Origin of the sequence: Mycobacterium sp. GA-1285 (assembly GCF_001499905.1) — a bacterium.
Taxonomy (GTDB): Bacteria; Actinomycetota; Actinomycetes; order Mycobacteriales; family Mycobacteriaceae; genus Mycobacterium.
Window position 1 is genome coordinate 156,719 of the sequence record NZ_LQIS01000045.1, and the last position, 26,219, is coordinate 182,937.

Below are 26,219 nucleotides of genomic sequence, written 5' to 3' on the forward strand. Positions count from 1 at the left end.
TCTAGCGCTGTGGCAGGATCAGCGGTCGTGAGCACCAAGCAGGGATCGGGGGCCGGCCCGGCGCAGGGCCTGGCCAAAGCCATGATGCCGGTCCCTGATCCACACCCCGACGTCTTCGACATCGAGTGGCCGCTCCGGGTGGCCGACGTGGACCGCGAGGGCCGGCTCAAGTTCGACGCCGCGACCCGGCACATCCAGGACATCGGCTCAGACCAGCTGCGCCAGATGGGCTTCCAGGAGACCCACCCGCTGTGGATTGTGCGGCGCACGATGATCGACATGGTCCGCCCGATCGAGTTCCAAGACATCCTGCGGCTTCGCCGTTGGTGTTCGGGCACGTCGAACCGATGGTGCGAGATGCGGGTGCGCATCGACGGCCGCAAAGGCGGCCTGGTCGAGTCGGAGGCGTTCTGGATCAACATCAACCGAGAGACCCAGGGGCCGGCGCGCATCTCCGACGACTTTCTCGAGGGGCTGCGGCGCACGACCGACGTCGACCGGTTGCGGTGGAAGGCCTACCTGTCGGCAGGCAGCCGCGAGGACGCCGACGAGATCCGCGACTTTCCGGTCCGGGTCAGCGACATCGACATCTTCGATCACATGAACAACGCGGTCTACTGGTCGGTGATCGAGGACTATCTGCACCACCATCCGGAGCTGGCGCGGTATCCGGTGCGCGCGACGATCGAACACGACGCCGCGATCGCCTTGGGCGACAAGATGGAGATCCTCAGCCACACCTATCCGCCGGGTTCGACGGACCAATTCGGGCCGGAACTGACGGACCGCACTGTTACAACGCTCACATTTGCGGTCGGCGACGAGGCCAAGGCCGTCGCAGTCATCTTCAATCTCTCATCACCGCCGGGTTAACAGTACGGGCGTACTGACCTGCGGATATCTGCTACCAGCCGGTAACTTCTGAACCGGTACAGCTATGGCTTACCTTCGCAAAATTGGCAAATTCCCGGAGGGGGTTGGCGAAACTTGGCAATCGAAACGGCTGGACCTGCGCTAATGGCGTAAGGCATCCTCGTTGTAGCGGAACGGCGAAAACGTCGAGGCGTTAACAAGCCGGGTATCTCGGCACCGCCGTAGCTAAGCGAACAGATCCGGAGGAACACCATGTCAACCGTTGGCAAGCCGAAAAGCGCCGAGGAGATCCAGCGCGACTGGGACACCAACCCGCGGTGGAAGAACGTCACTCGTGAGTACACCGCCGAGGACGTCGTCGCGCTGCAGGGCACCATCGTCGAGGAGTCCACGCTCGCGAAGCGCGGCGCGGAGATTCTGTGGAGCCAGTTGCACGACATGGAGTTCGTCAACGCACTCGGCGCGCTGACCGGCAACATGGCGGTCCAGCAGGTCCGAGCCGGGCTGAAGGCGATCTACCTGTCCGGTTGGCAGGTCGCCGGTGACGCGAACCTGTCCGGCCACACCTACCCCGACCAGAGCCTGTACCCGGCCAACTCGGTTCCGCAGGTGGTCCGCCGCATCAACAACGCGCTCCTGCGCGCCGACGAGATCGCCAAGGTCGAGGGCGACACCTCGGTGCCGAACTGGCTGGTACCGATCGTCGCCGACGGTGAAGCCGGCTTCGGTGGCGCGCTGAACGTCTACGAACTGCAGAAGGCGATGATCGCCGCGGGTGTCGCCGGCTCGCATTGGGAAGATCAGCTGGCTTCGGAGAAGAAGTGTGGTCACCTCGGTGGCAAGGTGCTGATCCCGACCCAGCAGCACATCCGCACCCTGACCTCGGCTCGCCTTGCCGCCGACGTCGCCGACGTCCCGACCGTGGTAATCGCCCGCACCGACGCCGAGGCCGCCACCTTGATCACCTCCGACGTCGACGAACGCGATCAGCCGTTCATCACCGGCGAGCGGACCAAGGAGGGCTTCTACCGCGTGAAGAACGGCATCGAGCCGTGCATCGCGCGCGCGAAGGCCTACGCGCCGTACGCCGACCTGATCTGGATGGAGACCGGCACGCCGGACCTCGAACTGGCCAAGAAGTTCGCCGAGGGTGTGCAGGCCGAGTTCCCCGACCAGATGCTGGCCTACAACTGCTCGCCGTCGTTCAACTGGAAGAAGCACCTCGACGACGCGACGATCGCGAAGTTCCAGAAGGAGCTCGGCGCGATGGGCTTCAAGTTCCAGTTCATCACGCTGGCCGGTTTCCACGCCCTGAACTACTCGATGTTCGATCTGGCTTACGGCTACGCCCGCAACCAGATGAGCGCGTACGTCGAGCTGCAGGAGCGCGAGTTCGCCGCCGAGGAGCGTGGTTACACCGCGACCAAGCACCAGCGCGAGGTCGGTGCCGGTTACTTCGACCGAATTGCCACCACCGTCGACCCGAACAGCTCGACCACCGCGCTGAAGGGTTCGACCGAAGAGGGTCAGTTCCACTGATCTCGTAGCCACTAGACCAGGCCCAGTAGGCTCACGAGGCCCAACGGCTTGTCATCAGGCCCCGTCCTTATATTGGGCGGGCCTGATGTTGTGGAGAGGACGCAATGAGCGACGCAAAGAGCATTGAACGAGTCGGCGTCGTCGGCGCCGGGCAGATGGGCTCGGGCATCGCGGAGGTCGCCGCCAAGGCCGGCGCGAACGTCGTCGTCTACGAGCCGTCCGAGGAACTCGTCGAGGCCGGGCGCAAGCGGATCACCGGATCGTTGGAGCGGGCGGCAAGCAAAGGCAAGCTCTCCGAAAGCGACCGCGACGCCACTCTGGCGCGGCTGTCGTACACCACCGACCTGGCCAACCTCGCGGACCGTCAGCTCGTGATCGAGGCCGTCGTCGAGGACGAGTCCGTCAAGGGCACGATCTTCGCACAGCTCGACGAGATCATCGGCGACCCCGATGCGGTGCTCGCCTCGAACACGTCGAGCATCCCGATCATGAAAATCGCTGCGGCGACGAAGAATCCGAGCCGGGTGCTGGGGTTGCACTTCTTCAACCCGGTGCCCGTGCTCCCGCTGGTGGAACTCGTCAACACGCTGGTGACGTCGGAGGGCGCGCTCGCGCGGACCGAGAAGTTCGCCAGTGAGGTGCTCGGCAAGCAGGTCGTGCGTTGTTCTGACCGTTCGGGTTTCGTGGTCAACGCGCTTCTGGTGCCGTACCTGTTGTCGGCAATCCGGATGGTGGAGTCGGGTGTCGCCACGGTCGAGGACGTCGACAAGGCGATCGTGGCCGGGCTCTCGCATCCGATGGGACCGCTGCGGCTTTCGGACCTGATCGGGCTGGACACCATGAAACTGATCGCGGACTCGATGTTCGACGAGCTCAAGGATCCGCACTACGCGCCGCCGCCGCTGCTGCTGCGGATGGTCGAGGCGGGCCAGCTCGGCAAGAAGTCAGGTCGGGGCTTCTACAGCTATTAGCGCCGAGCGCACGCCCGTCAAACGGGGCAGCCGCGGCTCCTGAGCGCCTCGCATACCCGGCGCACTATCTCTGTTCGTCGATACCGTAGGTGACGCGCGCTGACCCGCACGATCAGCCAGCCTTGCGCGGCCAAGAACTCCAGCCGTTCGATGTCTCCGGCGTGAATGTCGGGACTCGTCCAATGCTGCACTCCGTCGTACTCGACGCCCACTTTCCACTGGCGCCAGCCCATGTCGATTCGGCGATTGCCGACGCGAATCTGCGTGGCCGGGCGAGGCAACCCGTCGCGGACGAGCAGCAGGCGAAGCTCGGTTTCTTTCGGCGATTCCGCGCCGCCATCGACGAGATCCAACGTCGCGCGCAGTTCACGGATGCCCCGTGCGCCGGGATAGCGGTTCGCGATGCCCTGCACTTCGGCGATGGTGCACCCGGTCGCGTTGAGCAGGGCGTCGATTCGCATGATCCCCAGATCCCCCGGCACGCGCCGGCCTAGGTCATAAGCCGTGCGAGCGGGTGTCGTACAGTCGAAACTACCTCGCAGGCAGACCTCGTCATCGGCGAGCGTCCCACTGTAGATGACGATTCCGCGCGGAGATCGATGCCGTATACGTGCCAGTTCCGCCGGTGTGTCGGGCGTAGCCAGCGAGTTCCGAACATCGCCGCGGCCGAATGGCCGAATAGTGTCGCTTGTCCGCGGGACCAAAGCCAAGCGGCATGTGCTCGAACACGCGCGTCGAGTTCCATTTCTGTCGGCGCGTATACGTTGTGGTGCACCTTGAAGTAGTTGGTGCGCAGGTCGTGACGTGTCACGATGCCGGCTGCGAGTGCGTCGCTGCCCACGATGAGACGGTCCATATCCAGTTAGATGCGAGAAGTGCTAAACCGGTTCCACGAGACTGCGGTTTATGAGAGGAATCGGCCGAGATTCGTCAGAAAGCGCAGTCTCGGCGCTAAGACGAGAGCAGCCGCTTGCGCTCGGCTTTGACGTCGAAAATCGCAGGCGGGTAGGACAAGTCGAGGCTCTCGAGCGCCTGAATCAGCAGCTCGGTGACCGCCAGGCGGCTGAACCATCGGCGATCGCAGGGCACGACATGCCACGGCGCGTAGTCCGTCGAGGTGCGGTCCAGGACCGCCTGGTAGGCCTCCTGATACCGAGGCCACTCGAGGCGTTCGTCGATGTCACCCGGGTTGTACTTCCAGTATTTCGTCGGGTCGTCGAGCCGTTCGAGTAGCTGCTTCTTCTGCTCATTCAGCGAGATGAACATCGCCACCTTCACCAGAGTCGTTCCGCCGTCGACGAGTTCGCGCTCGAACGCGTTGATCTCGTCGTAGCGCGCACCCCACACCTCCGGCGGCACCAGGTTGTGCACCCGGACGATGAGCACATCCTCGTAATGCGACCGGTCAAAGACGCCGATGTGTCCCGGCGGAGGCAACGCGCGCCGGATGCGCCACAGGAAATCGTGCGCCAACTCCTCCGGTGTGGGCTTGCCGAATGCGGTGTAGCGTACGCCCATCGGATTGACCGCTCCGACAACGTGTTTGACGATGCCGCCCTTACCCGCGGCGTCCATGCCTTGGAGCACCAGCAGAACCGAGCGGGCGTCGTCGCGGCCCTTGGAACTGGCGTACAGCATCTCCTGTAGCTGGGCGAGGCGGTCGCTGCGGGCCGCTTGCACCGGTGCCGCACCGGCTTTCGAGCCGTCGAAACCCGGTGTCGCCGAGGTGTCCAGATCGGCCACCTTGTCGCCGGGCCGAAACCGGACCGCGTCGGCGATCGCCGAGGTGGCCGACGAGTGGCTCACCGGTTGTCTCCCGTCGGCGGCAGCACCGGCGACGGGTGTGGTCGGCTACGGAACGCCTCCAGCGATCCGCCCACTTCGACGATGCCGCACAACGCATTCCACGACAGCATCGTCAAGTAGTCGATCAGCTCGTCGGAGGTCATGCGTCGATTCGACATCCACGAGTGCGTGGCCAGCTGAACACCACCGACGGTGTGGTAAGCCCACGGCTCGACTCCGCCGGTGTCCATACCGGCCTCCTGCATCCGGCGTCGCAGCATCACCGCGAGCATGCGGGCGATGATCTGCTCGGACGTCGCGATCGCGCGGCTCTTGCTCGCCGAGTTGTTCGCCATCACGAACTGATAGGGCTCGGGTTCGGCGGCCACCGTCTCGACGTAGACCCGGATGACTTCGCGAGTCAGCGCGTAACCGTCGAGGTTCGACGACAGCGCCGCGGCCATGTTCGGGATCAGCGTGGTCTGTGCGAACCGCATCATCACCGCGGTGGTGAGGTCGTTCTTGTCGACGAAATAGCGGTACAGCACCGTCTTCGAGACACCGATCTCGGCCGCGATCTCGTCCATGCTGACGCCGCTACCGCGGCGTCGGATCGCCTCCAGGGTGCCGTCCACCAGCTCGTTGCGGCGCTCCACCTTGTGTTTGTGCCAACGCCGCTTGCGGCCGTCTGTCTTGACCGCGATCGCTTCGGACTGCTGTGCCACTATCCCCGTGATCCGTTCCGTAGTTCCCCTTGATAGTACGGCCGATCTCGACACCTCGGGTTGTCGGACCCGGGCCGTCACCCGTCGTAGCGGATGATGGGGGAGTGGCACACAGACCGAGCGCCGGGCGACGCGTCCCGGCGGCTCCGCCCGCTCCGCGGACGAGCTTCGCCGAGTCCCTGGCCGGGGCCGACTCCGTCGGCGATGCGGAGCGCCGCCGCTCGCTGCGACGCATGAAGGTCGTCGCGCTGAGCTTCCTGATTGGTGCTTCGGTCGTCTTCCTGGTTTGCACCTGGGCCCAGTCCACCGGTGGTGCGCCGGAGTGGGTCGGCTATGTGCGCGCCGCCGCCGAGGCCGGCATGGTCGGCGCGCTCGCGGACTGGTTCGCGGTCACCGCGTTGTTCAAACACCCGCTCGGCATCCCGATCCCGCACACCGCGATCATCAAGCGCAAGAAAGACCAGCTCGGCGAGGGTCTTGGCACCTTCGTTCGCGAGAACTTCCTGTCTGCCGAAGTCGTCTCGACGAAGCTGCGCAACGCCGAGGTGGCCGGTCGCCTGGGCAAGTGGCTCTCCGAACGCTCGCACGCCGAACGCGTTGCCGCCGAGACCGCCACAGTGCTGCGGGTTCTCGTGGAGATGTTGCGCGACGAGGATGTGCAGCAGGTGCTCGACCGGATGATCGTCAAGCGCATCGCCGAACCGCAGTGGGGTCCGCCCATCGGTCGCGTGCTGGCCACGCTGCTGGCCGAACACCGCCAGGAGGCCCTGCTGCAACTGCTGGCCGACCGCGCCTTCCAGTGGTCTCTGAACGCCGGGCCCGTCATCGACAGGGTGATCGAACGCGATTCGCCCTCCTGGTCTCCACGCTGGGTGGACCATCTCGTCGGCGACCGTATCCACCGCGAGTTGATGGACTTCACCGACAAGGTGCGACGCAATCCGGACCACGAACTGCGGCGGTCGGCAACCCGGTTCCTGTTCGAGTTCGCCGACGACCTCCAGCACGACCAGGCCACCATCGAGCGCGCCGAGAACGTCAAGGAACAGGTCATGGCCCGCGAAGAAATCACCCGTGCGGCAGAGACCGCGTGGACGGCGGCCAAGCGCATCCTGTTCGAGTCGGTCGACGACCCCTCATCGACCCTGCGCACGCGGATCGCGGATTCGGTGATGCTCATCGGGGAGTCGCTGCGCGACGACGCGGACCTGCGCGACAAGGTGGACAACTGGATCATCCGGGCGGCCCAGCACCTGGTCGCCCAGTACGGCGTCGAGATCACCGCGATCATCACCGAAACCATCGAGCGGTGGGACGCCGACGAGGCCAGCCGCCGTATCGAACTCCACGTCGGACGCGACCTGCAGTTCATTCGGATCAACGGCACGGTGGTCGGCGCGCTGGCGGGCCTCGTCATCTATTCCGTAGCCCAACTTATCTTCTGACCTGCGCTAACGAGTGCTTGCAAAAGTTAGCACTCCGTCGTACGGTAGTGGCGTCGCTTAGTGGATACCGGTGCACGGAGGCTTCGAATGTCGCAGGATGAGAATCTTGCCGTCGTCGTGTCCAACGCTGCGCAGACCGCTGCCCAGGACATCGGCACGTTCATCAGAACGCAACGCGAGGCCGCACAGGTATCCGTACGACAGCTGGCCGAGAAGGCCGGCGTCAGCAACCCCTACCTCAGCCAGATCGAGCGGGGATTGCGCAAACCCTCTGCCGATGTGCTGAACCAGATCGCCAAGGCGTTGCGGGTGTCGGCGGAGGTGCTCTACGTACGGGCCGGGATTCTCGAGCCCAGCGAGACGAGCGAGGTGCGCGACGCCATCGTCAACGATCCGGCGATCACCGAGCGACAGAAGCAGGTCTTGCTCGACATCTACACGTCGTTCTGTCAGCAGAACGAGGCCGACGTTGACGAGACAGGTAACGACACAGAACAGGAGTCGTCGACTGAGTAGAGACTCCAACTTCTGAACACGAACGCAACCCAACGACATCTTCTGGAAAGGAACACCATGGCCAAGAACACCCCCGCCAAGAACCAGCCCACCGCCGACGACCTCAAGGCGCCGTTGCTCGCCGCCGTCGGTGCCGCCGACCTCGCCCTCGAGCGGGTCAACGAGATCGTCGCGGCCCTTCGTGAGCGCGCCGACGACGCCCGCAGCGACTCCCGGAGCCGCGTCGAGGAGACTCGTGCGCGGATCGACCGGCTGCAGGAGGATCTGCCGTCGCAGTTCGGTGAGCTGCGCGATCGTCTGAGCTCCGAGGAGCTGCGCAAGTACGCCGAGACCTACGCCGAGGCGGCGCAGACCACCTACAACAGGCTCGTCGAGCGCGGTGAGGCCGCACTCGAGCGCCTGCGCAGCCAGCCCGGCTTCAGCGAGGCCGCCGGCCGCGTCGAGGGGTACACCGACCAGGCCGTCGAGCTGACCCAGGAGGCACTGGGCAACGTGGCCGCGCAGACCCGCGCCGTGGGTGAGCGCGCCGCCAAGCTGGTCGGCGTCGAGCTGCCGAAGAAGGCAGAAAAGGGTGCCGCGCCGGTGAAGAACACTGCGAAGAAGGCTCCGGCCAAGGCCCCGGCCAAGAAGACCCCGGCCAAGAAGGCCCCCGCCAAGAAGGCCCCGGCCAAGAAGGTCACCCAGAAGTAAGGACTCGGCCGCGGGTCTGATGACCCAAAGTCGACCGAGGGGACGTAACCCGCTTAGTCTTGAAGCGTGCAGCTCCAAGGCTTGGTGGGTTACATCCTCTTCTTCTTGCAGATCGCCGTGCTCGCGACGACGGTGTACGCGTTCGTCCACGCGGCGATGCAACGGCCGGACGCCTATCCGGCTGCCGACAAACTGACCAAGCCGGTCTGGTTGGTCATCCTCGGAGTCGCCGGTCTGCTCGCACTGGTTCTGGGTTCCGTCCTCGGTCCTGCCATCGCGGCCGTTGCGGCCGGTGTGTACCTGGTCGACGTCCGTCCCAAGCTGCTCGAGGTACAGGGGAAGTCCCGCTAGTGCGTCGAGCCATCGCGGTCGTCGTCATGGCGGCCGGCCTCATCGTTCCTGCGCTGACGGCTCCGGTGGCATCGGCGAATCCGGCGCCGCCAGTGGGGCCGACGGTGCCTTCCCCACCGTTCGTCGATCACGTCGAATGGGCCAAGTGGGGCGACCTGTCCAGTCTGCGGGTGTATCCGACACCGGCCGGGCGCCAGGCGTCCGGGCTGGCCACGCCGGCTCAGAGCGAGATGGCCTGGGCCGAGGTGCTGGCGCTTTCGCCCGATGCGGACATCCCCGGGATGAAGCCGCAATTCGTCTGCCACTGGGAATTCGCCGAGTACTACCAGCCCGGCAAGACCAGTTGGAATCTCGAGCCGTGGCGCCCAGAGGTCTCCTACGAGCAGATGGTCGAAACCGGCTGCAACCCCGGCGGTACCGAAGAACCGTTCTGATGGTCGGCATCTATCGACGCGACCAGGTCGCAAAACTGGTCGATCACACACTGCTCAAACCCGAAGCGACCCCGTCCGACGTCGCCGCGATCGCCGAGGAGGCTGCGACGCTCGGCGTTCACGCCGTCTGCGTGTCGCCGTCGATGGTTTCGGTCGCCAGACGGTCCGGGTCGGCGGCGCAGTTGGTGTGTGCGGTGGTCGGGTTTCCCTCGGGCAAGCATCTTTCGGCGATCAAAGCGCGCGAGGCCCGGCTTGCGGTCGACGACGGTGCCGGTGAGATCGACATGGTGATCGACGTCGGGGCGGCGTTGGACGGTGACTTCGCGGCGGTGCGCGCCGACGTCGATGCGGTGCGTACGGAGATCGGCGCCCGCGCGGTCTTGAAAGTGATCGTCGAGTCCGCCGCGCTACTGCAACTCGCGGACGAGCAGACGTTGCTGGCGGCCTGCCGAGCCGCGGCGGATGCGGGCGCCGATTTCGTCAAGACCTCCACGGGATTTCATCCCGCAGGCGGGGCGTCGGTGCGGGCCGTGGAACTGATGGCGACGGTGGGTCCACAGGTCAAGGCAAGTGGCGGCATCCGGACCGCCGGTGACGCGATCGCGATGCTGAACGCCGGCGCCGCCCGATTGGGGCTGTCGGGAACCAGGGTGGTACTCGAGGGCATCGCTGAAAATTGACCGCCGACAGTAATTTACGCTGTTTGCCGAAATTTGCCGTATAGTGACGTGCGCCCCCGACGACTGGAACCATAGCCATCTGCGCACGGGAAACCGTGGATAGGACTGATGATGATGACCCACACTGGTTTACTTCGTCGAACTCTGGCCGGGGCAGGACTCATTGCGGTGTTCGCTACGGGCGTCTTCACCGCCGGCTGCGCCCAGGAAGAAGAGAAGGCACCGGAGACGTCGACCACGACGACGACCACCACCACAACTACGACAACGCCGGCCCCTCCCGCCACTCCGACGGAGAAGGCGCCGCGCATCAATCCCGATGAGCCGAACCCGTTCTCGCCCACGGTCCATGCTCCGCCGGCTCCGGGGCCGACGCCCGGTCGGCATCGCGGTCCGCACGGCCAGTAGGCCCCGGGCCCACTGGTCCTGGGCCCTCCTCACCGCCGCGCTGCTCATCGCAGCGTCCGGGGGGTGTGCATCACGCACTCCGGCGGTCATCACCGGTCCGTATGCGGCATTGCTGGCGAGTTCGACCGACTTGGGGCCGTCACGGTCGGCGGACGCGCAAGTCACCGTCACGCTCCGCGAACCGCGACGTCCGTCCGCCTTGATGGGCTGGGCGGAGACCCGCGACCTCTGGGTGCGCTGGCGGCCCGGTGACGGATGGGCGATCGTCGAGGGCGCTGCCGCGGATCTCGCACGGGCATTCGGAATTCCGGTGCGCGACTACCGGTCTCCGAAAGGCGAGGAGTTCTACGCCTCGCCCGAACAACCGTTGATACCGTCGGGCCTGCACGAGGATGTCACGGCGGTCGGGCGGATCATGAGCTACACCCCGTACCGCATGAAGCGGCCCGACTTCGTTCCCCTCGACGTGCCCAAGGGCGGTCTGACGCCCGGCGGACTGTTGTCGGCGTACAACGCGACACCGTTGGCGGACGCCGGGTTCACCGGTGAGGGGGCGACGATCGTCGTCTTCGCGTTCGACAGCGTCGAGCAGGAGGACCTCGACCTGTTCGCCGACACGTCCGGACTACCGCGGTTCATGCCCGAAATCGTCGGCGGCAAGCCGTCCGAGGTGCACGGTGAGGCGGCGATGGATCTGCAAGTGGCGCATGCGATTGCGCCCGATGCGCGGCTCGTCGTGGTCAACACCAGGCCGACCGTGGAAGGCGACGGCACGTACGAGAAGCTCGGGAAACTGTTCGAACAGGTCGACAGGGACTACCCCGGGGCGGTGTGGAGCCTGTCGATCGGGTGGGGATGCGACGCATTTGTCACCGCAGCCGACCTCGCGCCTGTCGAGGCGGCGCTGACGGCTGCGCAGCGACGCGGCACGACGGCGTTCGACGCCAGCGGGGATATGGGCGGGCTGGAATGCAAAGGGGGCGAACACTGGTCGGCTCCACCGGGACCGGACGACATCGGCGTCGACGCGGTCGCGTCACTTCCCGCGATGACATCGGTCGGGGGCACGACGCTGTCGACGGGCACCCATGGGCAGTGGCTGGCCGAGCACGCATGGGTGGATTCCCCGCTGTCGCAAGGCAGTAGCGGTGGGGTGTCGAAGCTGTTCGCCCGACCGGTGTGGCAGGACCGGTTGAACGTCGAGCGTGACACCGACCGCCGCCGCCTTCTTCCCGACGTCGCCGCGGTCGCCGATCCTTCTACCGGTGTACGGCTCATCTTCGGCCAACGCGAGGTGGTCGGCGGCGGCACATCGCAATCGGCTCCGATCTGGGCGGGCCTCACTGTGCTGATGAACCAGTATCTGCTGGCCAACGGGGGACGACCGGTGGGGAACCTCAACCCGCTGCTATACCAGGTGGCTGCCGGCTCGCGACTGCCCGGCTTCCGTGACGTGGGCAAGGGTGGCAACGCCGTCGACCTGGCGATGCCGGGTTACGACCTGGTGACGGGCCTCGGCGCCCCGAACGTCGACAATCTCGCCCGCAACCTTCTCGACCTGCAGAAGACGTCGCGTTGACAGGAGCGTTATCGCGTCGCCGGCTCCGGTGGCGAGATCCGTTGACGGGCATACTATTTCCGCATCTGTCGGCTGCCTCGCGGACGACCTTCGGGCTCGCGCTGACGACGCTGGCGGCGTTGCTGGTCGGCTTCGCGGCATTACGGTGGCAGGCGCCGCTGATCGGTGTCGCCCCGGTCGGCGTGACGCTGGTGTTCGCGGTCTATCTCCGTCAGGCGCGCATCCAGCCGGTACGGCAGCTGGTGTCGATCGCCGCACTGGCCGCGGTGCTCGGCATCGGATGGGCGTTCGCGACCGGTGAGGTCGTCGCCCAATCGCACGACGTCGCGCTGAGCGGTGGCGAGTTCGACCATCAGAAGTTCTTGTTGGGCACCGCGATACCGGTTGGCGGCGCGCTGCTCATGCTGGTCCCGCCGGCGCTCCTGCGGTTACGGCGTCCGATCCGTGCTCCGCTCGACGGCTACGCGGTCGGCGCGTTGAGCGCCGTCGTCTTCACGACTGCGGCGACCCTGGTGAGGCTGGCCCCGCAGTTCGCGACCGGCGTCAGGGCCGAAGACCTGTGGGCAGGGGCGCTTTTGACCCAGGCCGGCATCCAAGGGTTGGCCCTGCCGTTGACCGCGCTGGCGCTCGGCGGGCTGTTCGGCATCACGCTGTGGGTGGGTCGACGTGGGATGATCCTGGCGAGTGTGCTTGTGACGCTGGTGCTTTACGCGATCATCGGTGTCACCGACTACGCCCCGGTGCCGCACCTGCTGCACCTCGCCATGCACGCCGGCGTCGCGATCGTCGCCCTGGCTGCTCTGCGCGCCGGGCAGCGCGCCGCGGACCAAGCGTCAGAAGAGCGAGACGGGCGCGACGGGCGCGCACGGGCGCTGGCCCACATCGGTTTCGGCGCCGTCGTCGCGATGGCCGCAGGAGTGTTGGCGGCGGTACTCACCACGCCCGACGTGCCGAAGGTCGTCTGCCCGCCCGATTGTGGACGGCCACCGATCGGCGAACCCATCGAATCGAACCCGCGCTTTTACGCCGCCGACGGGTCGTTCTCCGTTCAATACCCGGGACCGGGCAGCGCCTACCAGGCCACGCTCAATCCAGACGGTGTCGAGCTGGAGTTCACCGGCGGGGACACCGGCACGCTCGAATTCTTCGGGCTGCCCGCCGAGGGCCGCACGCCCGAGCAGATCACCGAAGACCTGATCGACGAGTACTATCCCGACGCCACAACGGAATACGAGATCCCCAACGCGATGGTCGGCTACGAGCCGGGCTACGGAGTCGTCGCCGACGACTATCCGCAGGACGCCAGCGGCAGCTTCACCCGGCTCCGGCTGATCGTGATGGTCGCGGTCAGAAACGATGTCGCCCTGGTGGCCTCGGCGATCGGCCCGTACCGCGAATTCACCCCTGACTTCGGCACGGGCCACCCATCGGGTGCAAACCTGCAACTGGCGATGGATATGGGCAAGTATGTCAACAGTTTCCGCTGGGGCGGCGTCACCGACTGACGGTCACAGCTCGGCGAAACAGGGATCTTCCTCATCCTTCGGTATATCGGCGTTGCGCGTCGAGAACCGGCTCACCACACCGTCGTCGGTGACATCCACCGAATCGGCTTTGATGTTCATCGGGTAGTTCTTCGTCAGCTCGTTGGTGAACGCGTCCAACGCCGGTTGCACGGCTTCGCGCGGCAACGTGAAGCCGAGCCCCGTCAGCTGGATCACCTGCAGCGAGATCCCGCCGTCGGCGACGGTAGGCCGGGCCCTGATCGAGCCGAGCGCACCTTCCAACTCGATCGTGTCGTCGGACGGGTTGGTCGTGACGCCGGTGACGAACGCACCGATGAGCGGAACGGAGTCGGATATGGTCTGCCGGATGCCCTCCGACGACCAATTGATGTCCGCGACCAGTGAGCCGACCTTGCCGCCCGAGGTGGCTGTGTCCTCTAGGCGGACGTCTTGAATCGTCAACTTGACCTTCATGCCCTTGGCGTCGCGGATCTGGTTGCCGGCGGTCTCGATGTGGATGTTCGTGTAGTGGCCGGACATGTGCTGGATCAGGAAGGGCGGCATGACGCCGAACGATGCGCTTGCCTCGTCCTCGACGACGCATGAGGTGACATTCGCGACGACGGTGTCCGCGCGGTGACGTGCGTAGAGTTCAGCCGCCAGCACGCCGGCCAGCACCAGCGCCACCACGATGACGACCACCAGCACGATCGACAGCGGGTCGCGCAGGAGGCTCCTGAGTTTCGACTCCGAGGGCGGCTCGCCCGGGCCGGGGTCATTCGCCCCCTGGGGTCCAGGCGGCCCAGGTGGCGGCCCCTGCGGGGGCGGGGGAGCCTGGTCCTGCTGAGGTGGGGGGACCTGGCCCTGCTGAGGCGAGGGGACCTGGCCCTGCGGCTGCGACGGCTGATTCGGGCGGGCCCACGGGTCAGTCACGAGCGCGATTCTGCCTTACCGCGACGAGCGAAGCCCGCGCGGTTGCGCAACACCGCGACCGTCTCGCGCACCTTGCGCCCGTCCTCCAGGTCGATGTCGGTCACCAGCAACTGCGGATCGTCGCCCGCACTGGCCAGCACGTCCCCGGTCGGGGACGCGACCAGGCTGCCTCCCACACCGGTCGGACCGAGTGCTGCGACCTCGGGGTCGGGGTAGCCCTGGTCGACCGCGGCGACGAAGCCGGTCGTGTCGATCGCGCGAGCGCGCGCCAGCAACGTCCACTGCTCGAGCTTGCCCGGCCCGCTGCCCCACGACGCGTGGACCGTGATCAGCTGCGCACCCCGATCGGCCAGCTCGACGTAGAGCTCGGGGAAACGCACGTCGTAACACAGCGTCAGGCCGACGCGCACGCCGTCCACCTCGATGACCACGGGTTCGTGTCCGGGGGCCACGGTTTTGGACTCCTCGAACCCGAATGCGTCGTAGAGGTGGATCTTCTCGTAGTGCGCGTCGACGTAGCCGGTCGAGCTGGGGCCGGTCGCGATCAGCGTGTTGTGGACGCGTCCGTCACCGGAAGGTACGAACATGCCGGCGACGACGACGATGCCCGCACGCTCGGCGATCGCCCGCACACCCGAGGCCCACGGCCCGTCGAGCGGTTCGGCCACCGGGGCGAGCGGCACCCCGAAGCGGCACATCGTCGCCTCCGGGAACAGCACCATCCGGGCACCGGCGTCCGCGGCGCGGCGGGTGTAGTCCTCCACCACCGCGAGATTCGCCGACGGGTCGGTGCCGCTGAGGATCTGCGCCAGGGCAATCCGCATACGGCCCAGCCTACGGCGGCCGTGTACCGGGCGACTCGCTCAGGCCGGCGCGACGGTCGACCAGGGCACGGTCAGCACCCCGTCGCGCATCCGCCGCCGCGCGGGCACGACGGGAAACCCGTTGTCGCGCAACAGCTCCAGCATCGCGCGCCACCGTACCCGCGGGCCGAACACCCCGTGACCCGCGACGCTGGCCCACGCGCGATCGGCAGCCGTCAGCAGCGCATGCACGGGCTGACCGTCGACGTTGTGGTGGATCAGTGCTTTCGGCAACCGCTCGGCCAGGTCGGACGGCCGTTCGATCGCGAACGGGTCGCACGCCAGCGTCAGGCTCACCGGACCGTCGGCGTCCAGCAGGATCCAGCAGGCCCGACGGCCGACCTCGTCACAGGTGCCGTCGACGATGAGACCACCGGGCGCGAGCTGTCGTTGCATCGTCGACCACGCCTCGTGGACCGCGTCGACCGGGTACTGCCGCAACACGTTGAATGCCCGCACCAGGACGGGCCGCATCCCGGCCAGTTCGAAACCGCCGAGACCGAACCGCACCGCGCCGGACTCCGCCGACTGCGCCGACTGCACACGGGCGGGATCGATCTCCAACCCCACGACGCGAATATCGTTGCGTACCAATCGCAGTCGAGCCGCGAGCTCCAGCGTCGTCACCGGCAAGGCACCGTATCCGAGATCGATCACCAGCGGATCCTCGGCAGCGGCCAGCGCGGCACGGACCCGTGGCGCATGCACGAGCCAGCGGTCACTGCGGCGCAACCGGTTGTGGCCGGTGGTGCCCCGCGTCAGCTGACCGATGGGCCCGCTCATGGCCCGAGTGTATGGCTCGCCTGCGTGTCCGCCTCGATCCGCGCCGTGCCGTCAAGCGTTTTCGGTGATCCACAGCGTCGTGAAGCGTTGCTCGGCGATCAGCAGATCGACCAGCTGTCCGCCGATGAAGTTCTCGATCTTGCCGCCCACCAACGGAACTCGCACCTCCACCTCGACCGTGAACTGCAGCCGCGAACCGCTGTCGGCCGGGGCCAGCACCGCTGTGCCCGTCAGCGTCGCCGGCGCACCGGGGATCGACCCCTTGACCGTCGCGGTGGCCTTCCCGGCGAGCACCGGGCTCCACGTCTCCTCGCGCACAAAGCTCAGGTCACCGCGGTGGAACTGGGTCACCACACTCGGCAGCCGGTCGGCGCGCAACGTCTGCGTCGTGACGATGTCGATACCGCCTCGGTCGTCGACGACCATCGAGTCCAGCGAATACATGTCGGCGCCCGAGTCGGTGAGCCGCGCGAGCCAGTAACGCTCGTCGCCGAACGCCCGGTGTACCTGCTCGACGGTGCCCCCGTACTCGGCGGCCATGTCGAATGAGCGCGGCATAGCTGGTCAGGCTACCGTTACCGCCCGTGGTCGGTTCGCAGCTAGGGGGTGCCTCGGTCGAGGAGCGGGTGCCGCTCGCGCCCCTGACCACGCTGCGGATCGGACCCGTCGCACGGCGGCTGATCACCTGCGACACCACGCAGAAGATCATCGACGTGGTCCGCGCGCTCGGCCCTGGCGACGACTCGTTGGTCCTGGCGGGTGGCTCCAACGTCGTGTTGTCCGACGAGCTGACCGACCTCTCGGTGATCCACCTGGCCAACACCGAGATCGCCGTCGACGGCGATGTGGTGCGCGCGGAGGCGGGTGCGGTCTGGGACGACGTCGTGGTCACCTCGCTGGCGCACGGACTCGGCGGCCTGGAGTGCCTGTCGGGGATCCCCGGATCAGCCGGCGCCACACCGGTGCAGAACGTCGGTGCGTACGGCGCCGAAGTGGCCGACACCATTCGGCGGGTGCGGCTGCTGGACCGTCGCACCGGCGCGGATCGCTGGGTCGAGCCCGAGGCGCTGCGGTTCGGCTACCGCACCAGCGTCCTCAAACACGCGCACGACGCGATCGTGCTCGAGGTGGAGTTCGCGTTGGACCCCGGCGGACGCAGTGCGCCGCTGCGCTACCGCGAACTGGCCACCGCGCTGGGCGCCGAACAGGGGACGCGCGCCGATCCGCTCGAGGTTCGCGAGGCGGTGCTCGCGCTGCGGTCGAGCAAGGGCATGGTGCTCGACGCCAACCCCGACAACCCGGATCACGACACCTGGAGCGTCGGCTCGTTCTTCACCAACCCGGTCGTCGCGGTCGCGGAGTTCGATCGGGTGCGGGCCTCGGTCGACGTACCGGTGCCCAACTATCCGGCACCCGACGGGGTCAAACTGGCGGCGGGGTGGCTGGTCGAGCAGGCCGGCTTCGGCAAGGGCCATCCGGGAGAAGGGGCCGCCGCCCGGCTGTCGACCAAGCATGCGCTGGCGTTGACCAACCGCGGCGGGGCCACCACCGCCGATGTGATCGCGCTGGCCAGGACGGTACGCGACGGTGTCCGAACGAAATTCGGGATCGAACTCACAGCCGAGCCTGTCCTGGTCGGGTGCTCGCTGTAGGTACGCTCAGTTCACGTGAGTACTGCAGAACCCCTACCGCCGGGGTTCAACCGGCGGCGCGCCCTGGCCGCATTGGCGGTCGGCGTCGTCGCGCCGGGCGTGCTGGCCGCGTGCGGCACCAGAAACGACGGGTCGCCGCAGCAGGGCGGTGAGGCGCCCGACGCCCCCTCGCTGAACTTCAAGCCGGCAAACGGTGCGACCGACGTCTTGCCGACCGCCCCTGTCGGCCTCGAGGTCGCCGACGGCTGGTTCCAGCGGGTCTCGCTGACCAACCGCGAGGGCAAGGCCATCGCCGGCGTGCTCAACCGCGACCGCACCGCGTTCACGATCACCGAACCGCTCGGCTACGGCGCCGAGTACACGTGGAAGGGCTCGGCCGTCGGCCGCGACGGCAAGGCGGTGCCGGTCGAGGGTTCGTTCTCCACGATCAACCCCAGTACCCAGGTCAGCGGCAGCTTCCAGCTCGCCGACGGCCAGGTCGTCGGCGTGGCGGCCCCGATCATCATCCAGTTCGACGCGCCGATCAGCGACAAGGCCGCGGTCGAAAAGGCACTCAAGGTCACCACCGATCCCCAGGTGGAAGGCAGCTGGGCATGGCTGCCGGACGAGGTCGGCGGGTCGCGTGTGCACTACCGCACCCGCGAGTACTACCCGTCGGGCACGAAGGTGAACGTCGACGCGAAGCTCTACGGCGTGCCGTTCGGCGATGGCGCCTATGGCGCGCAGGACATTTCGCTGCACTTCGAGATCGGCCGCCGTCAGGTGGTCAAGGCCGAGGCGTCGTCGCACCGCATCCAGGTGCTCGACGAAGCGGGCGCGGTGATCATGGACTTTCCATGTAGCTACGGCGAAGGTGATCTGGACCGCAACGTCACCCGCAGCGGCATTCACGTCGTAACCGAGAAGTACGAGGACTTCTACATGACCAACCCTGCGGCCGGGTACGCCAACGTCCGCGAGCGGTTCGCCGTGCGGATCTCCAACAACGGCGAGTTCATCCACGCCAACCCGGCCAGCCTGGGTTCGCAGGGCAACTCCAACGTCACCAACGGGTGCATCAACCTCTCGGAGTCCGACGCTCAGCAGTACTTCAACAGCGCGATCTACGGCGATCCCGTCGAGGTCACCGGCACGCGTATCCAGCTGTCCTACGCCGACGGCGACATCTGGGACTGGGCCGTGCCGTGGGAGGAGTGGAAGGCGATGTCAGCGCTCTCGGATGGGAACGCGCCGGATATGCCGAGCACCGCGCCGGCGACGCCGTCGGGCGCACCGGAGGCGGTGAACGGCCGCCCCGGCCGCTGACATCACATTCGGCCGAACGTGGGTTACCCGCACGCTTCGCCGCGGTTCGGCGTGACACGAGCCCACACTGGGTGACGACCTACTTGCGGTTGAACCGCGATCCGCTGGCCCCGCTGACCTGATCGCGCGGCCGAACCACGATCAGGTCGAGGTCGACGTGCGACGGCCGGCTCGCGACGAACCCGATGATCTCGGCGACGTCGTCGGCCAGCAGCGGAGTGACTCCCTCGTAGACCTTGGCCGCGCGTTCCTCGTCGCCCTCGAACCGGTTCAGCGAGAAGTCCGTCTTCACCATGCCGGGCGCAACTTCGGTCAGTCGCACCGGTTTTCCGAGCAGCTCGCTGCGCAACGTGCGGTGCAGCACCCCCTGCGCGTGCTTGGCGGAGGTGTACCCGCCGCCGTTGTCGTAGATCTCCACGGCCGCGATCGAGGTGACGGTCACGATCAGTCCGTCGCCTGACGCGATCAGCTTCGGCAGCAGCGCCCGCGTCACCAGCAGCGTGCCGAGCACGTTGGCCTCCCACATCCAGCGCCAGTGTTCGACGTCAGCCTCGGCCACCGGATCGAGCCCGCGCGCCCCACCGGCGTTGTTGACCAGCACATCCACTCGGTTCACCGCCGCCGCCAACGCCGCCACCGCCTCCTGAGATGTGACGTCCGCCACAATCGCCGTGCCGCCGATCTCCTCCGCGAGGACCCTGAGGGGCTCCTCGCGCCGGGCGACGCAGACGACGTGAAAACCTTGCGCGGCAAGGGTTCTCGCGGTCGCCGCCCCGATGCCCGCGCTGGCGCCGGTGACCACCGCGACACGACCGTCGGCTTGGGAAGTCGTCATCTGCCCAACCCTAGTTGGCGTGCTAAATTCGCCGGGTGTTGTCCAGTCAGGCCTGTACGCGATGTGCGTGTTGTTGTCGCACGCCTCGCCGCGCCTGATTGTTTCGTAGACGACTTTGCTGTCCTGCTGAATCCCCGGGTGCGGCCCGAACACCTCCCGCCGGCCGAATTCCCCGAAGGACAAGCAGATGCGCACCTCCCTCACCACCACCCTTTCCGCAAAAAATCCCCACAGCGCGCAGCACGCCAAGCTCACGCTGACACCCGCGGGCGGCCGGCACCCCCAGGCCCGCACGCGGATCGTCGTGCCGTCGCTGAAGGTCCCCGACGCGGCGGCCGGCTCGGTGTTCAGTGCCGCCCGTCTGCGCGGACCCATCGCCCGTGACGTGATCGCTCGGGTCACCGGCCTGAGCATCGCGACCGTCAACCGCCAGGTCACCGCGCTGCTCGACGCCGGCGTGCTGCGGGAACGCGCCGACCTCGCGGTTTCCGGCGCGATCGGCAGGCCCCGGGTGCCCGTCGAGGTGAACCACGAGCCGTTCCTCACGCTCGGCATCCACATCGGCGCGAGGACCACCAGCGTCGTCGCCACCGACCTGTTCGGCCGCACCCTCGACGTGGTGGAGACGCCGACCCCGCGGGGTCCGCAGGCCGCGGCGCTCAAGTCGCTGGCCGGCAGCGCCCGCCGGTACCTGAGCCGCTGGCATCGCCGACGCCCGCTGTGGGTCGGTGTGGCGGCCGGCGGCGTCGTCGACAGCTCGACCGGTCATCTGGACCATCCGCGGCTCGGGTGGTCGGACGCACCGGTCGGGCCCGTGCTCACCGACGCGCTCGGCCTGCCGGTGTCGGTCGCCTCCCACGTCGACGCGATGGCGGGCGCCGAACTGCTGCTGGGCGTGCGCAGGCAGCCGTCGCCCGCATGGTCGGAAACGCTCCTCGCCCGCGCGGGGACGAGCCTGTACGTCTACGCCCGCGAGACCGTCGGCTACGCGCTGTCCATCGACGGGCGCGTGCACTCCCCGGCCACCGGTCCGGGGACCATCGCCGCGCTGCCCGCCCACTCCGAATTGCTCGGCGGCACCGGCCAATTGGAGTCCACCGTCAGCGACGAGGCGGTGCTGATCGCCGCGCGCAGGGCGCGCATCGTTCCTCTCGAAGGGCCGGGCTCGACGATGCAGGCGCTGCTCAAGACCGCGCGGCAGGGCAGCCGGCCGGCGCAGGACCTGCTCGCCGAGCGTTCGCGGGTCTTGGGAGAGGCCGTCGCCCTGCTGCGCGACATGCTCAACCCCGACGACCTGGTTGTGGGCGGTCAGGCGTTCACCGAGTATCCCGAGGGCATGGCCACCGTGGAGGCCGCGTTCGCGCAGCGTTCGGTGATGCCCGCCCGCGGGATCCGGCTCACCGTTTTCGGCAATCGCGTGCAGGAGGCCGGTGCGGGCGTGGTGTCGCTGGGCGGGTTGTACGCCGACCCGATCGGCGCCATGCGGCGCGCACTCCCGCGTAGGCCCGAAGCCAGGCCCGAGGTCCCTGCCTGACGGGGCGCCGGGGACCGACGGTGTAGACATGTCTGTGTGCGCCTAGCAACGGAGCCGTCCCGTTCTGATGCCGCCGGACTTCCGGTCCCCAGGCGCGTCGCCGTGTTGTCGGTGCACACGTCACCGCTGGCCCAGCCAGGTACCGGCGACGCCGGCGGGATGAACGTCTACGTGCTCCAGAGCGCCCTGCAGATGGCTCGCCGCGGGGTCGAAGTGGAGATCTTCACGCGCGCGACCTCGTCGGCCGACCAGCCGACCGTTCGGGTCGCTCCTGGTGTGCTGGTGCGCAACGTGGTCGCCGGCCCGTTCGAGGGACTCGACAAGTACGACCTGCCCACCCAGCTGTGCGCGTTCACCGCGGGGGTGTTGCGCGCGGAGGCGACGCACGAACCGGGCTACTACGACATCGTCCATTCGCACTACTGGTTGTCCGGCCAGGTCGGCTGGCTGGCCCGCGACCGCTGGGCGGTGCCGCTCGTGCACACCGCGCACACACTGGCCGCGGTCAAGAACGGCGCGCTGGCCGAGGGCGACTCTCCGGAACCGCCGCTGCGCGTGGTGGGGGAGCAGCAGGTGGTCGACGAGGCCGACCGATTGATCGTCAACACCGAACACGAAGCGCAGCAACTGATTTCGCTACACCACGCCGATCCGAGAAGGATCGACGTGGTGCATCCCGGCGTGGACCTCGAGATGTTCACACCCGGCGACCGAAACGCCGCGCGTGCCGCGCTGGGACTCGGCACCGAGGAGCAGGTGGTCGCGTTCGTCGGGCGCATCCAGCCGCTGAAGGCGCCCGACGTCGTGCTGCGTGCCGCGGCCAAGCTGCCGGGCGTTCGGGTGCTGGTGGCCGGCGGTCCGTCCGGCGCCGGGCTGTATCCGCGCGCGGGGCTGTATCCGCGCCCCGGCGCGAGTGGCCCGCCGACCCCGGACGGGCTGGTTCGACTGGCCGCCGATCTGGGTATCTCGGACCGGGTGACGTTCCTGCCGCCCCAGTCGCGCGAACAACTGGTCAATGTGTACCGGGCCGCCGACCTGGTGGCGGTGCCCAGTTATTCGGAGTCCTTCGGCCTAGTCGCGGTCGAAGCCCAGGCGTGCGGAACGCCGGTGGTGGCCGCCGCGGTCGGCGGGTTGCCCGTCGCGGTGCGCGACGGTGTCACCGGGACGCTGGTCCACGGGCACGACGACGGCGACTGGGCGCAGGCCATCGGGGATGTGCTGCTGCGCGCCGAAACCCTCAGACCCGCCGCCGCGGCCCATGCCGCGACGTTCTCGTGGTCCCGCACGGTCGACGCGCTGTTGGCCGGTTACGGGCGGGCGATCGCCGACTACCGGGCGCGCCATCAGATGCGCGACGGCACGCGCCGTACCGGCCGCCGATTCTCGCGGCGGCGGGGGGTCCGGGCATGAGCGACCCCGCGAAGGTCATCGGGGAGGCGTGCCGGGAGAACGACCTGGTGTGCACGTATCACGAAGGCGCGCACGGCGGGTTGCCGGGCATCATCGTCGAACTGCCCGGTGAGCGACGACTCAAGACCAACACCATCCTGTCGATCGGTGAACACTCGGTGCGCATCGAGGCTTTCGTCTGCCGCAAACCCGACGAGAACCACGAGGGCGTGTACCGGTTCCTGCTCAAGCGCAACCGCCGGCTCTATGGCGTTGCGTACACGCTCGACAACGTCGGCGACATCTACCTCGTAGGGCGGATGTCGCTGGAATCAGTCACCTCCGAGGAGGTCGACCGGATCCTCGGCCAGGTGCTCGAAGCCGTCGACAACGACTTCAACACGTTGTTGGAGTTGGGTTTTCGCTCGTCCATCCAGAAAGAGTGGGAGTGGCGGATCTCGCGCGGCGAGTCGCTGAAGAACCTGCAGGCGTTCGCCCACGTGATCGACGGGTGGGGGAGCACCGACGAGGACTGACCGCCTCTCCTGAAGCCCGCACTTACGTTTTGGCGGGTTTTGTCGACCGGATACCGCCATTTCGTCGATCTCGGGACGGGCCGTGGGCGATCGGTCTGCCGTGAGAGGATTTCGCCATGTCTGATTCCCGGGGTGACTGCACGCTGATCCTGCTCCGCCACGGCGAGAGCGAGTGGAACGAGAAGAACCTGTTCACCGGCTGGGTCGACGTCGACCTCACCGAGAAGGGACGTGCCGAGGCGGTGCGCGCCGGCGAATTGATCAAAGAGCTCGACCGCCAACCCGACGTGGTCTACACCTCGCTGCTGCGCCGAGCGATCTCGACCGCCAACCTGGCGCTGGACAAGGCCGACCGGCACTGGATCCCCGTGCACCGCGACTGGCGGCTCAACGAGCGGCACTACGGCGCACTGCAGGGCCTGAACAAGGCCGAGACCAAGGAGAAGTACGGCGACGAGCAGTTCATGGCGTGGCGGCGCAGCTACGACACCCCGCCGCCGCCGATCGAACCGGGCAGCCCCTACAGCCAGGACGGCGACCCGCGCTACGCCGACGTGCCCGGTGGCCCGCCGCGCACCGAATGCCTCAAGGACGTCGTCGAGCGGTTCGTGCCGTACTACACCTCGACGATCGAACCGGACCTGCGCGCGGGTAAGACCGTGCTGCTCGCCGCGCACGGCAACTCGCTTCGCGCGCTGGTCAAGCACCTCGACGGCATGTCCGACGAGGACGTCGTCGGCCTCAACATCCCGACCGGCATTCCGCTGCGCTACGACCTGGACTCCGAGCTCAAACCCACGATCATCGGCGGCACGTATCTGGATCCCGAGGCCGCGGCCGCGGGCGCCGCAGCGGTCGCCTCGCAGGGTGCCAAGTAGTCCGACAGCCGTTCAGGCGAACGGGCGGTGAACAACGGGGGTCCAGAGCCCGAATTTCGGTGTTTCCGTATGTGACGTGTCCCGATTCGGCCGCACGCTGCTGGGATGACGTTCACCGGATGCGTACGATTTCGGCGTGAGTGTCGTTTCGGCACTGCTGCTGGCAGCGGTGGTCGCACTGCTCGCTCTGGGGGCCGGTATCGCGCTCGGAGCGCGCTTGAGCGCCCGCGGCCCCGATCGCAGACAACGTCGAGCCACCGCCCAGCCCGGAATCACCGTCTCACAGATGCTCGATCACATCGCATCGCGGGCGCCCACGGGAATCGTGGTGGTCGACCACTTCCGTGACGTGGTGTACGCCAACGACCGGGCCCGTGAGCTGGGACTGGTCCGCGACCGGCTGCTCGACGAGCGGGCCTGGCGGGCCGCCGAACGCACACTGACCACCGGCTTGCCCGGCGACGTCGACCTCACGGCACACAAGCGGGCCAACCCCGGCCGGTCCGGCCTGTCGGTACGCGGACACGTTCAGTTGCTGACCGACCAGGACCGCCGGTTCGCCGTCGTCTACGTCGACGACCACTCCGAATACGCCCGGATGGAGGCCACCCGCAGGGACTTCGTCGCCAACGTCAGCCACGAGCTCAAGACGCCGGTCGGCGCGATGGGCGTGCTGGCCGAGGCGCTGCTCGCATCGGCCGACGACCCCGACACCGTGCGCCGATTCGCCGAGAAGATGGTCGCCGAGTCCAACCGGCTGGCCAACATGATCGGCGAGCTGATCGAGCTGTCCCGGTTGCAGGGCGCCGAGCGCCTGCCCGACCTCACCGCCGTCGACGTCGACACCGTGGTGTCCGAGGCGCTGTCGCGGCACAAGGTGCCCGCCGACAACGCGGACATCAAGATCACCACCGACGCGCCGACCGGTTTCCAAGCCCTCGGTGACCAGGCACTGCTGGTCACCGCCATAGCGAACCTCGTCTCCAACGCGATCGCCTACTCACCGCACGGGTCGTCGGTGTCGATCAGCCGCAGGCGGCGCGGGGACAACATCGAGATCGCGGTCACCGACCGTGGTATCGGCATCGCGCGCGAGGACCAGGAGCGGGTGTTCGAGCGATTCTTTCGCGTCGACAAGGCGCGGTCCCGGGCCACCGGCGGCACCGGGCTCGGGTTGGCCATCGTCAAGCACGTGGCGGCCAACCACAACGGAAGCATCCGGCTGTGGAGTCAGCCGGGAACCGGATCGACGTTCACCCTGTCGATCCCGGCCTATCCCGATCACGAATCGGACGAACGAGAGGACCAGCGAAACCAATGACCAGTGTGCTGATCGTGGAGGACGAGGAGTCCTTGGCCGATCCCCTGGCCTTTCTTCTTCGCAAAGAGGGCTTCGAGGCCACCGTCGTGACCGACGGGCCCTCGGCCCTGGCCGAATTCGAGCGGTCCGGTGCCGACATCGTACTGCTCGACCTGATGCTGCCCGGTATGAGCGGGACGGACGTGTGTAGGCAATTGCGTTCGCGCTCAAGTGTTCCGGTGATCATGGTGACCGCTCGTGACAGTGAGATCGACAAGGTCGTCGGGCTCGAGCTCGGCGCCGACGACTACGTCACCAAGCCGTACTCGGCCCGCGAGCTGATCGCTCGTATTCGTGCGGTGTTGCGACGCGGCGCCGAGAACGACGACACCGCGATCGGCGACGGCGTGCTGGAGGCTGGGCCCGTCCGAATGGACGTCGAGCGCCACGTCGTTTCGGTGAACGGACAGCCGGTCACCATGCCGCTCAAGGAGTTCGACCTGCTCGAGTACCTGATGCGCAACAGCGGCCGGGTGCTGACCCGCGGTCAGCTCATCGATCGCGTGTGGGGTGCTGATTACGTCGGCGACACCAAAACCCTTGACGTCCATGTGAAGCGGTTGCGGTCCAAGATCGAGGCCGATCCCGCCAACCCCGTGCATCTCGTCACCGTCCGAGGGCTGGGCTACAAGCTCGAGGGCTGACGGCGC

Annotated in this window: 25 protein-coding genes and 2 pseudogenes; 19 read left to right on the plus strand and 8 right to left on the minus strand. The window is 67.5% G+C overall.

Annotated elements, in window-relative coordinates; all coding sequences use genetic code 11:
* Positions 1-81: 81 nt before the first annotated feature.
* The 3 genes from AU193_RS18145 to AU193_RS18155 all read left to right on the plus strand — a co-directional run bounded on the left by AU193_RS18145 (position 82) and on the right by AU193_RS18155 (position 3,383).
* On the plus strand, positions 82-873 hold the full coding sequence (locus AU193_RS18145) for an acyl-[acyl-carrier-protein] thioesterase (protein WP_064423863.1): 792 nt from the start codon (positions 82-84) through the stop codon (positions 871-873).
* A gap of 252 nt (positions 874-1,125) precedes the next feature.
* The gene (aceA, locus tag AU193_RS18150; RefSeq protein WP_064423753.1) at positions 1,126-2,412 is read left to right on the plus strand and encodes an isocitrate lyase; all 1,287 of its coding nucleotides are present in this window, start codon (positions 1,126-1,128) and stop codon (positions 2,410-2,412) included.
* Positions 2,413-2,516: 104 nt separating this feature from the next.
* Positions 2,517-3,383, plus strand: a complete 867-nt coding sequence (locus tag AU193_RS18155) for a 3-hydroxybutyryl-CoA dehydrogenase (protein ID WP_064423754.1) — start codon at positions 2,517-2,519, stop codon at positions 3,381-3,383.
* 17 nt (positions 3,384-3,400) lie between these two features.
* On the opposite strand, the pseudogene AU193_RS18160 reads toward AU193_RS18155, so the two are convergent.
* The 3 genes and pseudogenes from AU193_RS18160 to AU193_RS18170 form a co-directional block, all read right to left on the minus strand.
* A pseudogene (locus AU193_RS18160) lies at positions 3,401-4,239 on the minus strand (endonuclease domain-containing protein).
* 95 nt (positions 4,240-4,334) lie between these two features.
* Positions 4,335-5,189, minus strand: coding sequence for a polyphosphate kinase 2 family protein (locus AU193_RS18165; RefSeq protein WP_064423755.1), 855 nt, complete (start codon positions 5,187-5,189; stop codon positions 4,335-4,337).
* Positions 5,186-5,893, minus strand: coding sequence for a TetR/AcrR family transcriptional regulator (locus AU193_RS18170; RefSeq protein ID WP_064423756.1), 708 nt, complete (start codon positions 5,891-5,893; stop codon positions 5,186-5,188). The genes AU193_RS18165 and AU193_RS18170 overlap by 4 nt, the downstream gene beginning before the upstream one ends.
* 104 nt (positions 5,894-5,997) lie before the next feature.
* On the opposite strand from AU193_RS18170, the gene AU193_RS18175 reads away from it, so the two are divergent.
* The 8 genes and pseudogenes from AU193_RS18175 to AU193_RS18210 all read left to right on the plus strand — a co-directional run bounded on the left by AU193_RS18175 (position 5,998) and on the right by AU193_RS18210 (position 13,501).
* Positions 5,998-7,338, plus strand: a complete 1,341-nt coding sequence (locus AU193_RS18175; protein ID WP_064423757.1) for a DUF445 domain-containing protein — start codon at positions 5,998-6,000, stop codon at positions 7,336-7,338.
* Positions 7,339-7,425: 87 nt separating this feature from the next.
* Positions 7,426-7,854, plus strand: coding sequence for a helix-turn-helix domain-containing protein (locus AU193_RS18180; RefSeq protein WP_064423758.1), 429 nt, complete (start codon positions 7,426-7,428; stop codon positions 7,852-7,854).
* A 585-nt stretch (positions 7,855-8,439) separates the two neighbouring features.
* Positions 8,440-8,526 (plus strand): annotated as a pseudogene (locus AU193_RS23670) (heparin-binding hemagglutinin); the annotation flags it as partial.
* An 84-nt stretch (positions 8,527-8,610) separates the two neighbouring features.
* Entirely contained in the window at positions 8,611-8,895 is a 285-nt protein-coding gene (locus AU193_RS18190) for a DUF2516 family protein (RefSeq protein ID WP_064423760.1), read from the plus strand.
* Positions 8,895-9,329, plus strand: a complete 435-nt coding sequence (locus AU193_RS18195) for a DUF2599 domain-containing protein (protein WP_371259236.1) — start codon at positions 8,895-8,897, stop codon at positions 9,327-9,329. The genes AU193_RS18190 and AU193_RS18195 overlap by 1 nt, the downstream gene beginning before the upstream one ends.
* Positions 9,329-10,009, plus strand: a complete 681-nt coding sequence (gene deoC / locus AU193_RS18200; RefSeq protein WP_064423761.1) for a deoxyribose-phosphate aldolase — start codon at positions 9,329-9,331, stop codon at positions 10,007-10,009. Before AU193_RS18195 ends, deoC begins: the two co-directional genes overlap by 1 nt.
* Before the next feature lie 349 nt (positions 10,010-10,358).
* Positions 10,359-11,996 (plus strand): S53 family peptidase, encoded by a 1,638-nt coding sequence (locus AU193_RS18205; RefSeq protein WP_253867929.1) that lies wholly within the window; start codon positions 10,359-10,361, stop codon positions 11,994-11,996.
* A gap of 41 nt (positions 11,997-12,037) precedes the next feature.
* Positions 12,038-13,501, plus strand: coding sequence for a zinc ribbon domain-containing protein (locus AU193_RS18210; RefSeq protein WP_156425278.1), 1,464 nt, complete (start codon positions 12,038-12,040; stop codon positions 13,499-13,501).
* Positions 13,502-13,504: 3 nt separating this feature from the next.
* On the opposite strand, the gene AU193_RS18215 is transcribed toward AU193_RS18210, so the two are convergent.
* From AU193_RS18215 to AU193_RS18230, 4 genes are read right to left on the minus strand one after another with little or no spacing between them, the layout of a single operon-like run.
* Positions 13,505-14,434, minus strand: a complete 930-nt coding sequence (locus tag AU193_RS18215; protein WP_064423763.1) for a DUF2993 domain-containing protein — start codon at positions 14,432-14,434, stop codon at positions 13,505-13,507.
* Complete coding sequence (locus AU193_RS18220; protein WP_064423764.1) at positions 14,431-15,258, minus strand: carbon-nitrogen hydrolase family protein; 828 nt, start codon at positions 15,256-15,258, stop codon at positions 14,431-14,433. Before AU193_RS18220 ends, AU193_RS18215 begins: the two co-directional genes overlap by 4 nt.
* 39 nt (positions 15,259-15,297) lie before the next feature.
* Complete coding sequence (locus AU193_RS18225; protein WP_064423765.1) at positions 15,298-16,080, minus strand: hypothetical protein; 783 nt, start codon at positions 16,078-16,080, stop codon at positions 15,298-15,300.
* 51 nt (positions 16,081-16,131) lie between these two features.
* Positions 16,132-16,638: a DUF2505 domain-containing protein gene (locus AU193_RS18230; protein WP_064423766.1), complete on the minus strand. Its 507-nt coding sequence runs from the start codon at positions 16,636-16,638 to the stop codon at positions 16,132-16,134.
* 26 nt (positions 16,639-16,664) lie between these two features.
* Here AU193_RS18230 and AU193_RS18235 point away from each other — a divergent pair, with 26 nt between their 5' ends.
* Both AU193_RS18235 and AU193_RS18240 read left to right on the plus strand, forming a co-directional pair.
* Positions 16,665-17,732 (plus strand): UDP-N-acetylmuramate dehydrogenase, encoded by a 1,068-nt coding sequence (locus AU193_RS18235; RefSeq protein WP_064423767.1) that lies wholly within the window; start codon positions 16,665-16,667, stop codon positions 17,730-17,732.
* Positions 17,733-17,747: 15 nt separating this feature from the next.
* Positions 17,748-19,037: an Ig-like domain-containing protein gene (locus AU193_RS18240; protein WP_064423768.1), complete on the plus strand. Its 1,290-nt coding sequence runs from the start codon at positions 17,748-17,750 to the stop codon at positions 19,035-19,037.
* Between the two features lie 79 nt (positions 19,038-19,116).
* On the opposite strand, the gene AU193_RS18245 is transcribed toward AU193_RS18240, so the two are convergent.
* Positions 19,117-19,872 carry an SDR family oxidoreductase gene (locus AU193_RS18245; protein ID WP_064423769.1) on the minus strand — a complete coding sequence of 252 codons (756 nt, stop codon included), beginning with the start codon at positions 19,870-19,872 and terminating at the stop codon, positions 19,117-19,119.
* Between the two features lie 187 nt (positions 19,873-20,059).
* On the opposite strand from AU193_RS18245, the gene AU193_RS18250 reads away from it, so the two are divergent.
* The 6 genes from AU193_RS18250 (at position 20,060) to regX (ending at position 26,213) form a co-directional block, all read left to right on the plus strand.
* Entirely contained in the window at positions 20,060-21,406 is a 1,347-nt protein-coding gene (locus AU193_RS18250; protein ID WP_064423770.1) for an ROK family protein, read from the plus strand.
* A gap of 36 nt (positions 21,407-21,442) precedes the next feature.
* Positions 21,443-22,816: a D-inositol-3-phosphate glycosyltransferase gene (mshA, locus tag AU193_RS18255; RefSeq protein WP_064423771.1), complete on the plus strand. Its 1,374-nt coding sequence runs from the start codon at positions 21,443-21,445 to the stop codon at positions 22,814-22,816.
* Positions 22,813-23,331: a YbjN domain-containing protein gene (locus AU193_RS18260; protein WP_064423772.1), complete on the plus strand. Its 519-nt coding sequence runs from the start codon at positions 22,813-22,815 to the stop codon at positions 23,329-23,331. The genes mshA and AU193_RS18260 overlap by 4 nt, the downstream gene beginning before the upstream one ends.
* 116 nt (positions 23,332-23,447) lie before the next feature.
* Complete coding sequence (locus AU193_RS18265) at positions 23,448-24,209, plus strand: phosphoglyceromutase (RefSeq protein ID WP_064423773.1); 762 nt, start codon at positions 23,448-23,450, stop codon at positions 24,207-24,209.
* A 136-nt stretch (positions 24,210-24,345) separates the two neighbouring features.
* Positions 24,346-25,530, plus strand: coding sequence for a cell wall metabolism sensor histidine kinase WalK (locus tag AU193_RS18270; RefSeq protein WP_064423774.1), 1,185 nt, complete (start codon positions 24,346-24,348; stop codon positions 25,528-25,530).
* Positions 25,527-26,213, plus strand: a complete 687-nt coding sequence (gene regX / locus AU193_RS18275) for a two-component sensory transduction protein RegX (protein ID WP_064423775.1) — start codon at positions 25,527-25,529, stop codon at positions 26,211-26,213. The genes AU193_RS18270 and regX overlap by 4 nt, the downstream gene beginning before the upstream one ends.
* The last annotated feature ends 6 nt before the right edge of the window (positions 26,214-26,219 follow it).

Coding starts and splice junctions, on each gene's coding strand:
- AU193_RS18245 (WP_064423769.1), bottom strand. CDS start 19,872: ATGACGACTTCCCAAGCCGACGGTCGTGTCGCGGTGGTCACCGGCGCC.
- AU193_RS18180 (WP_064423758.1), top strand. CDS start 7,426: ATGTCGCAGGATGAGAATCTTGCCGTCGTCGTGTCCAACGCTGCGCAG.
- AU193_RS18155 (WP_064423754.1), top strand. CDS start 2,517: ATGAGCGACGCAAAGAGCATTGAACGAGTCGGCGTCGTCGGCGCCGGG.
- AU193_RS18225 (WP_064423765.1), bottom strand. CDS start 16,080: ATGAGCGGGCCCATCGGTCAGCTGACGCGGGGCACCACCGGCCACAAC.
- AU193_RS18205 (WP_253867929.1), top strand. CDS start 10,359: ATGCTCCGCCGGCTCCGGGGCCGACGCCCGGTCGGCATCGCGGTCCGC.
- regX (WP_064423775.1), top strand. CDS start 25,527: ATGACCAGTGTGCTGATCGTGGAGGACGAGGAGTCCTTGGCCGATCCC.
- AU193_RS18260 (WP_064423772.1), top strand. CDS start 22,813: ATGAGCGACCCCGCGAAGGTCATCGGGGAGGCGTGCCGGGAGAACGAC.
- AU193_RS18220 (WP_064423764.1), bottom strand. CDS start 15,258: ATGCGGATTGCCCTGGCGCAGATCCTCAGCGGCACCGACCCGTCGGCG.
- deoC (WP_064423761.1), top strand. CDS start 9,329: ATGGTCGGCATCTATCGACGCGACCAGGTCGCAAAACTGGTCGATCAC.
- AU193_RS18250 (WP_064423770.1), top strand. CDS start 20,060: ATGCGCACCTCCCTCACCACCACCCTTTCCGCAAAAAATCCCCACAGC.
- AU193_RS18265 (WP_064423773.1), top strand. CDS start 23,448: ATGTCTGATTCCCGGGGTGACTGCACGCTGATCCTGCTCCGCCACGGC.
- aceA (WP_064423753.1), top strand. CDS start 1,126: ATGTCAACCGTTGGCAAGCCGAAAAGCGCCGAGGAGATCCAGCGCGAC.
- AU193_RS18230 (WP_064423766.1), bottom strand. CDS start 16,638: ATGCCGCGCTCATTCGACATGGCCGCCGAGTACGGGGGCACCGTCGAG.
- AU193_RS18145 (WP_064423863.1), top strand. CDS start 82: ATGATGCCGGTCCCTGATCCACACCCCGACGTCTTCGACATCGAGTGG.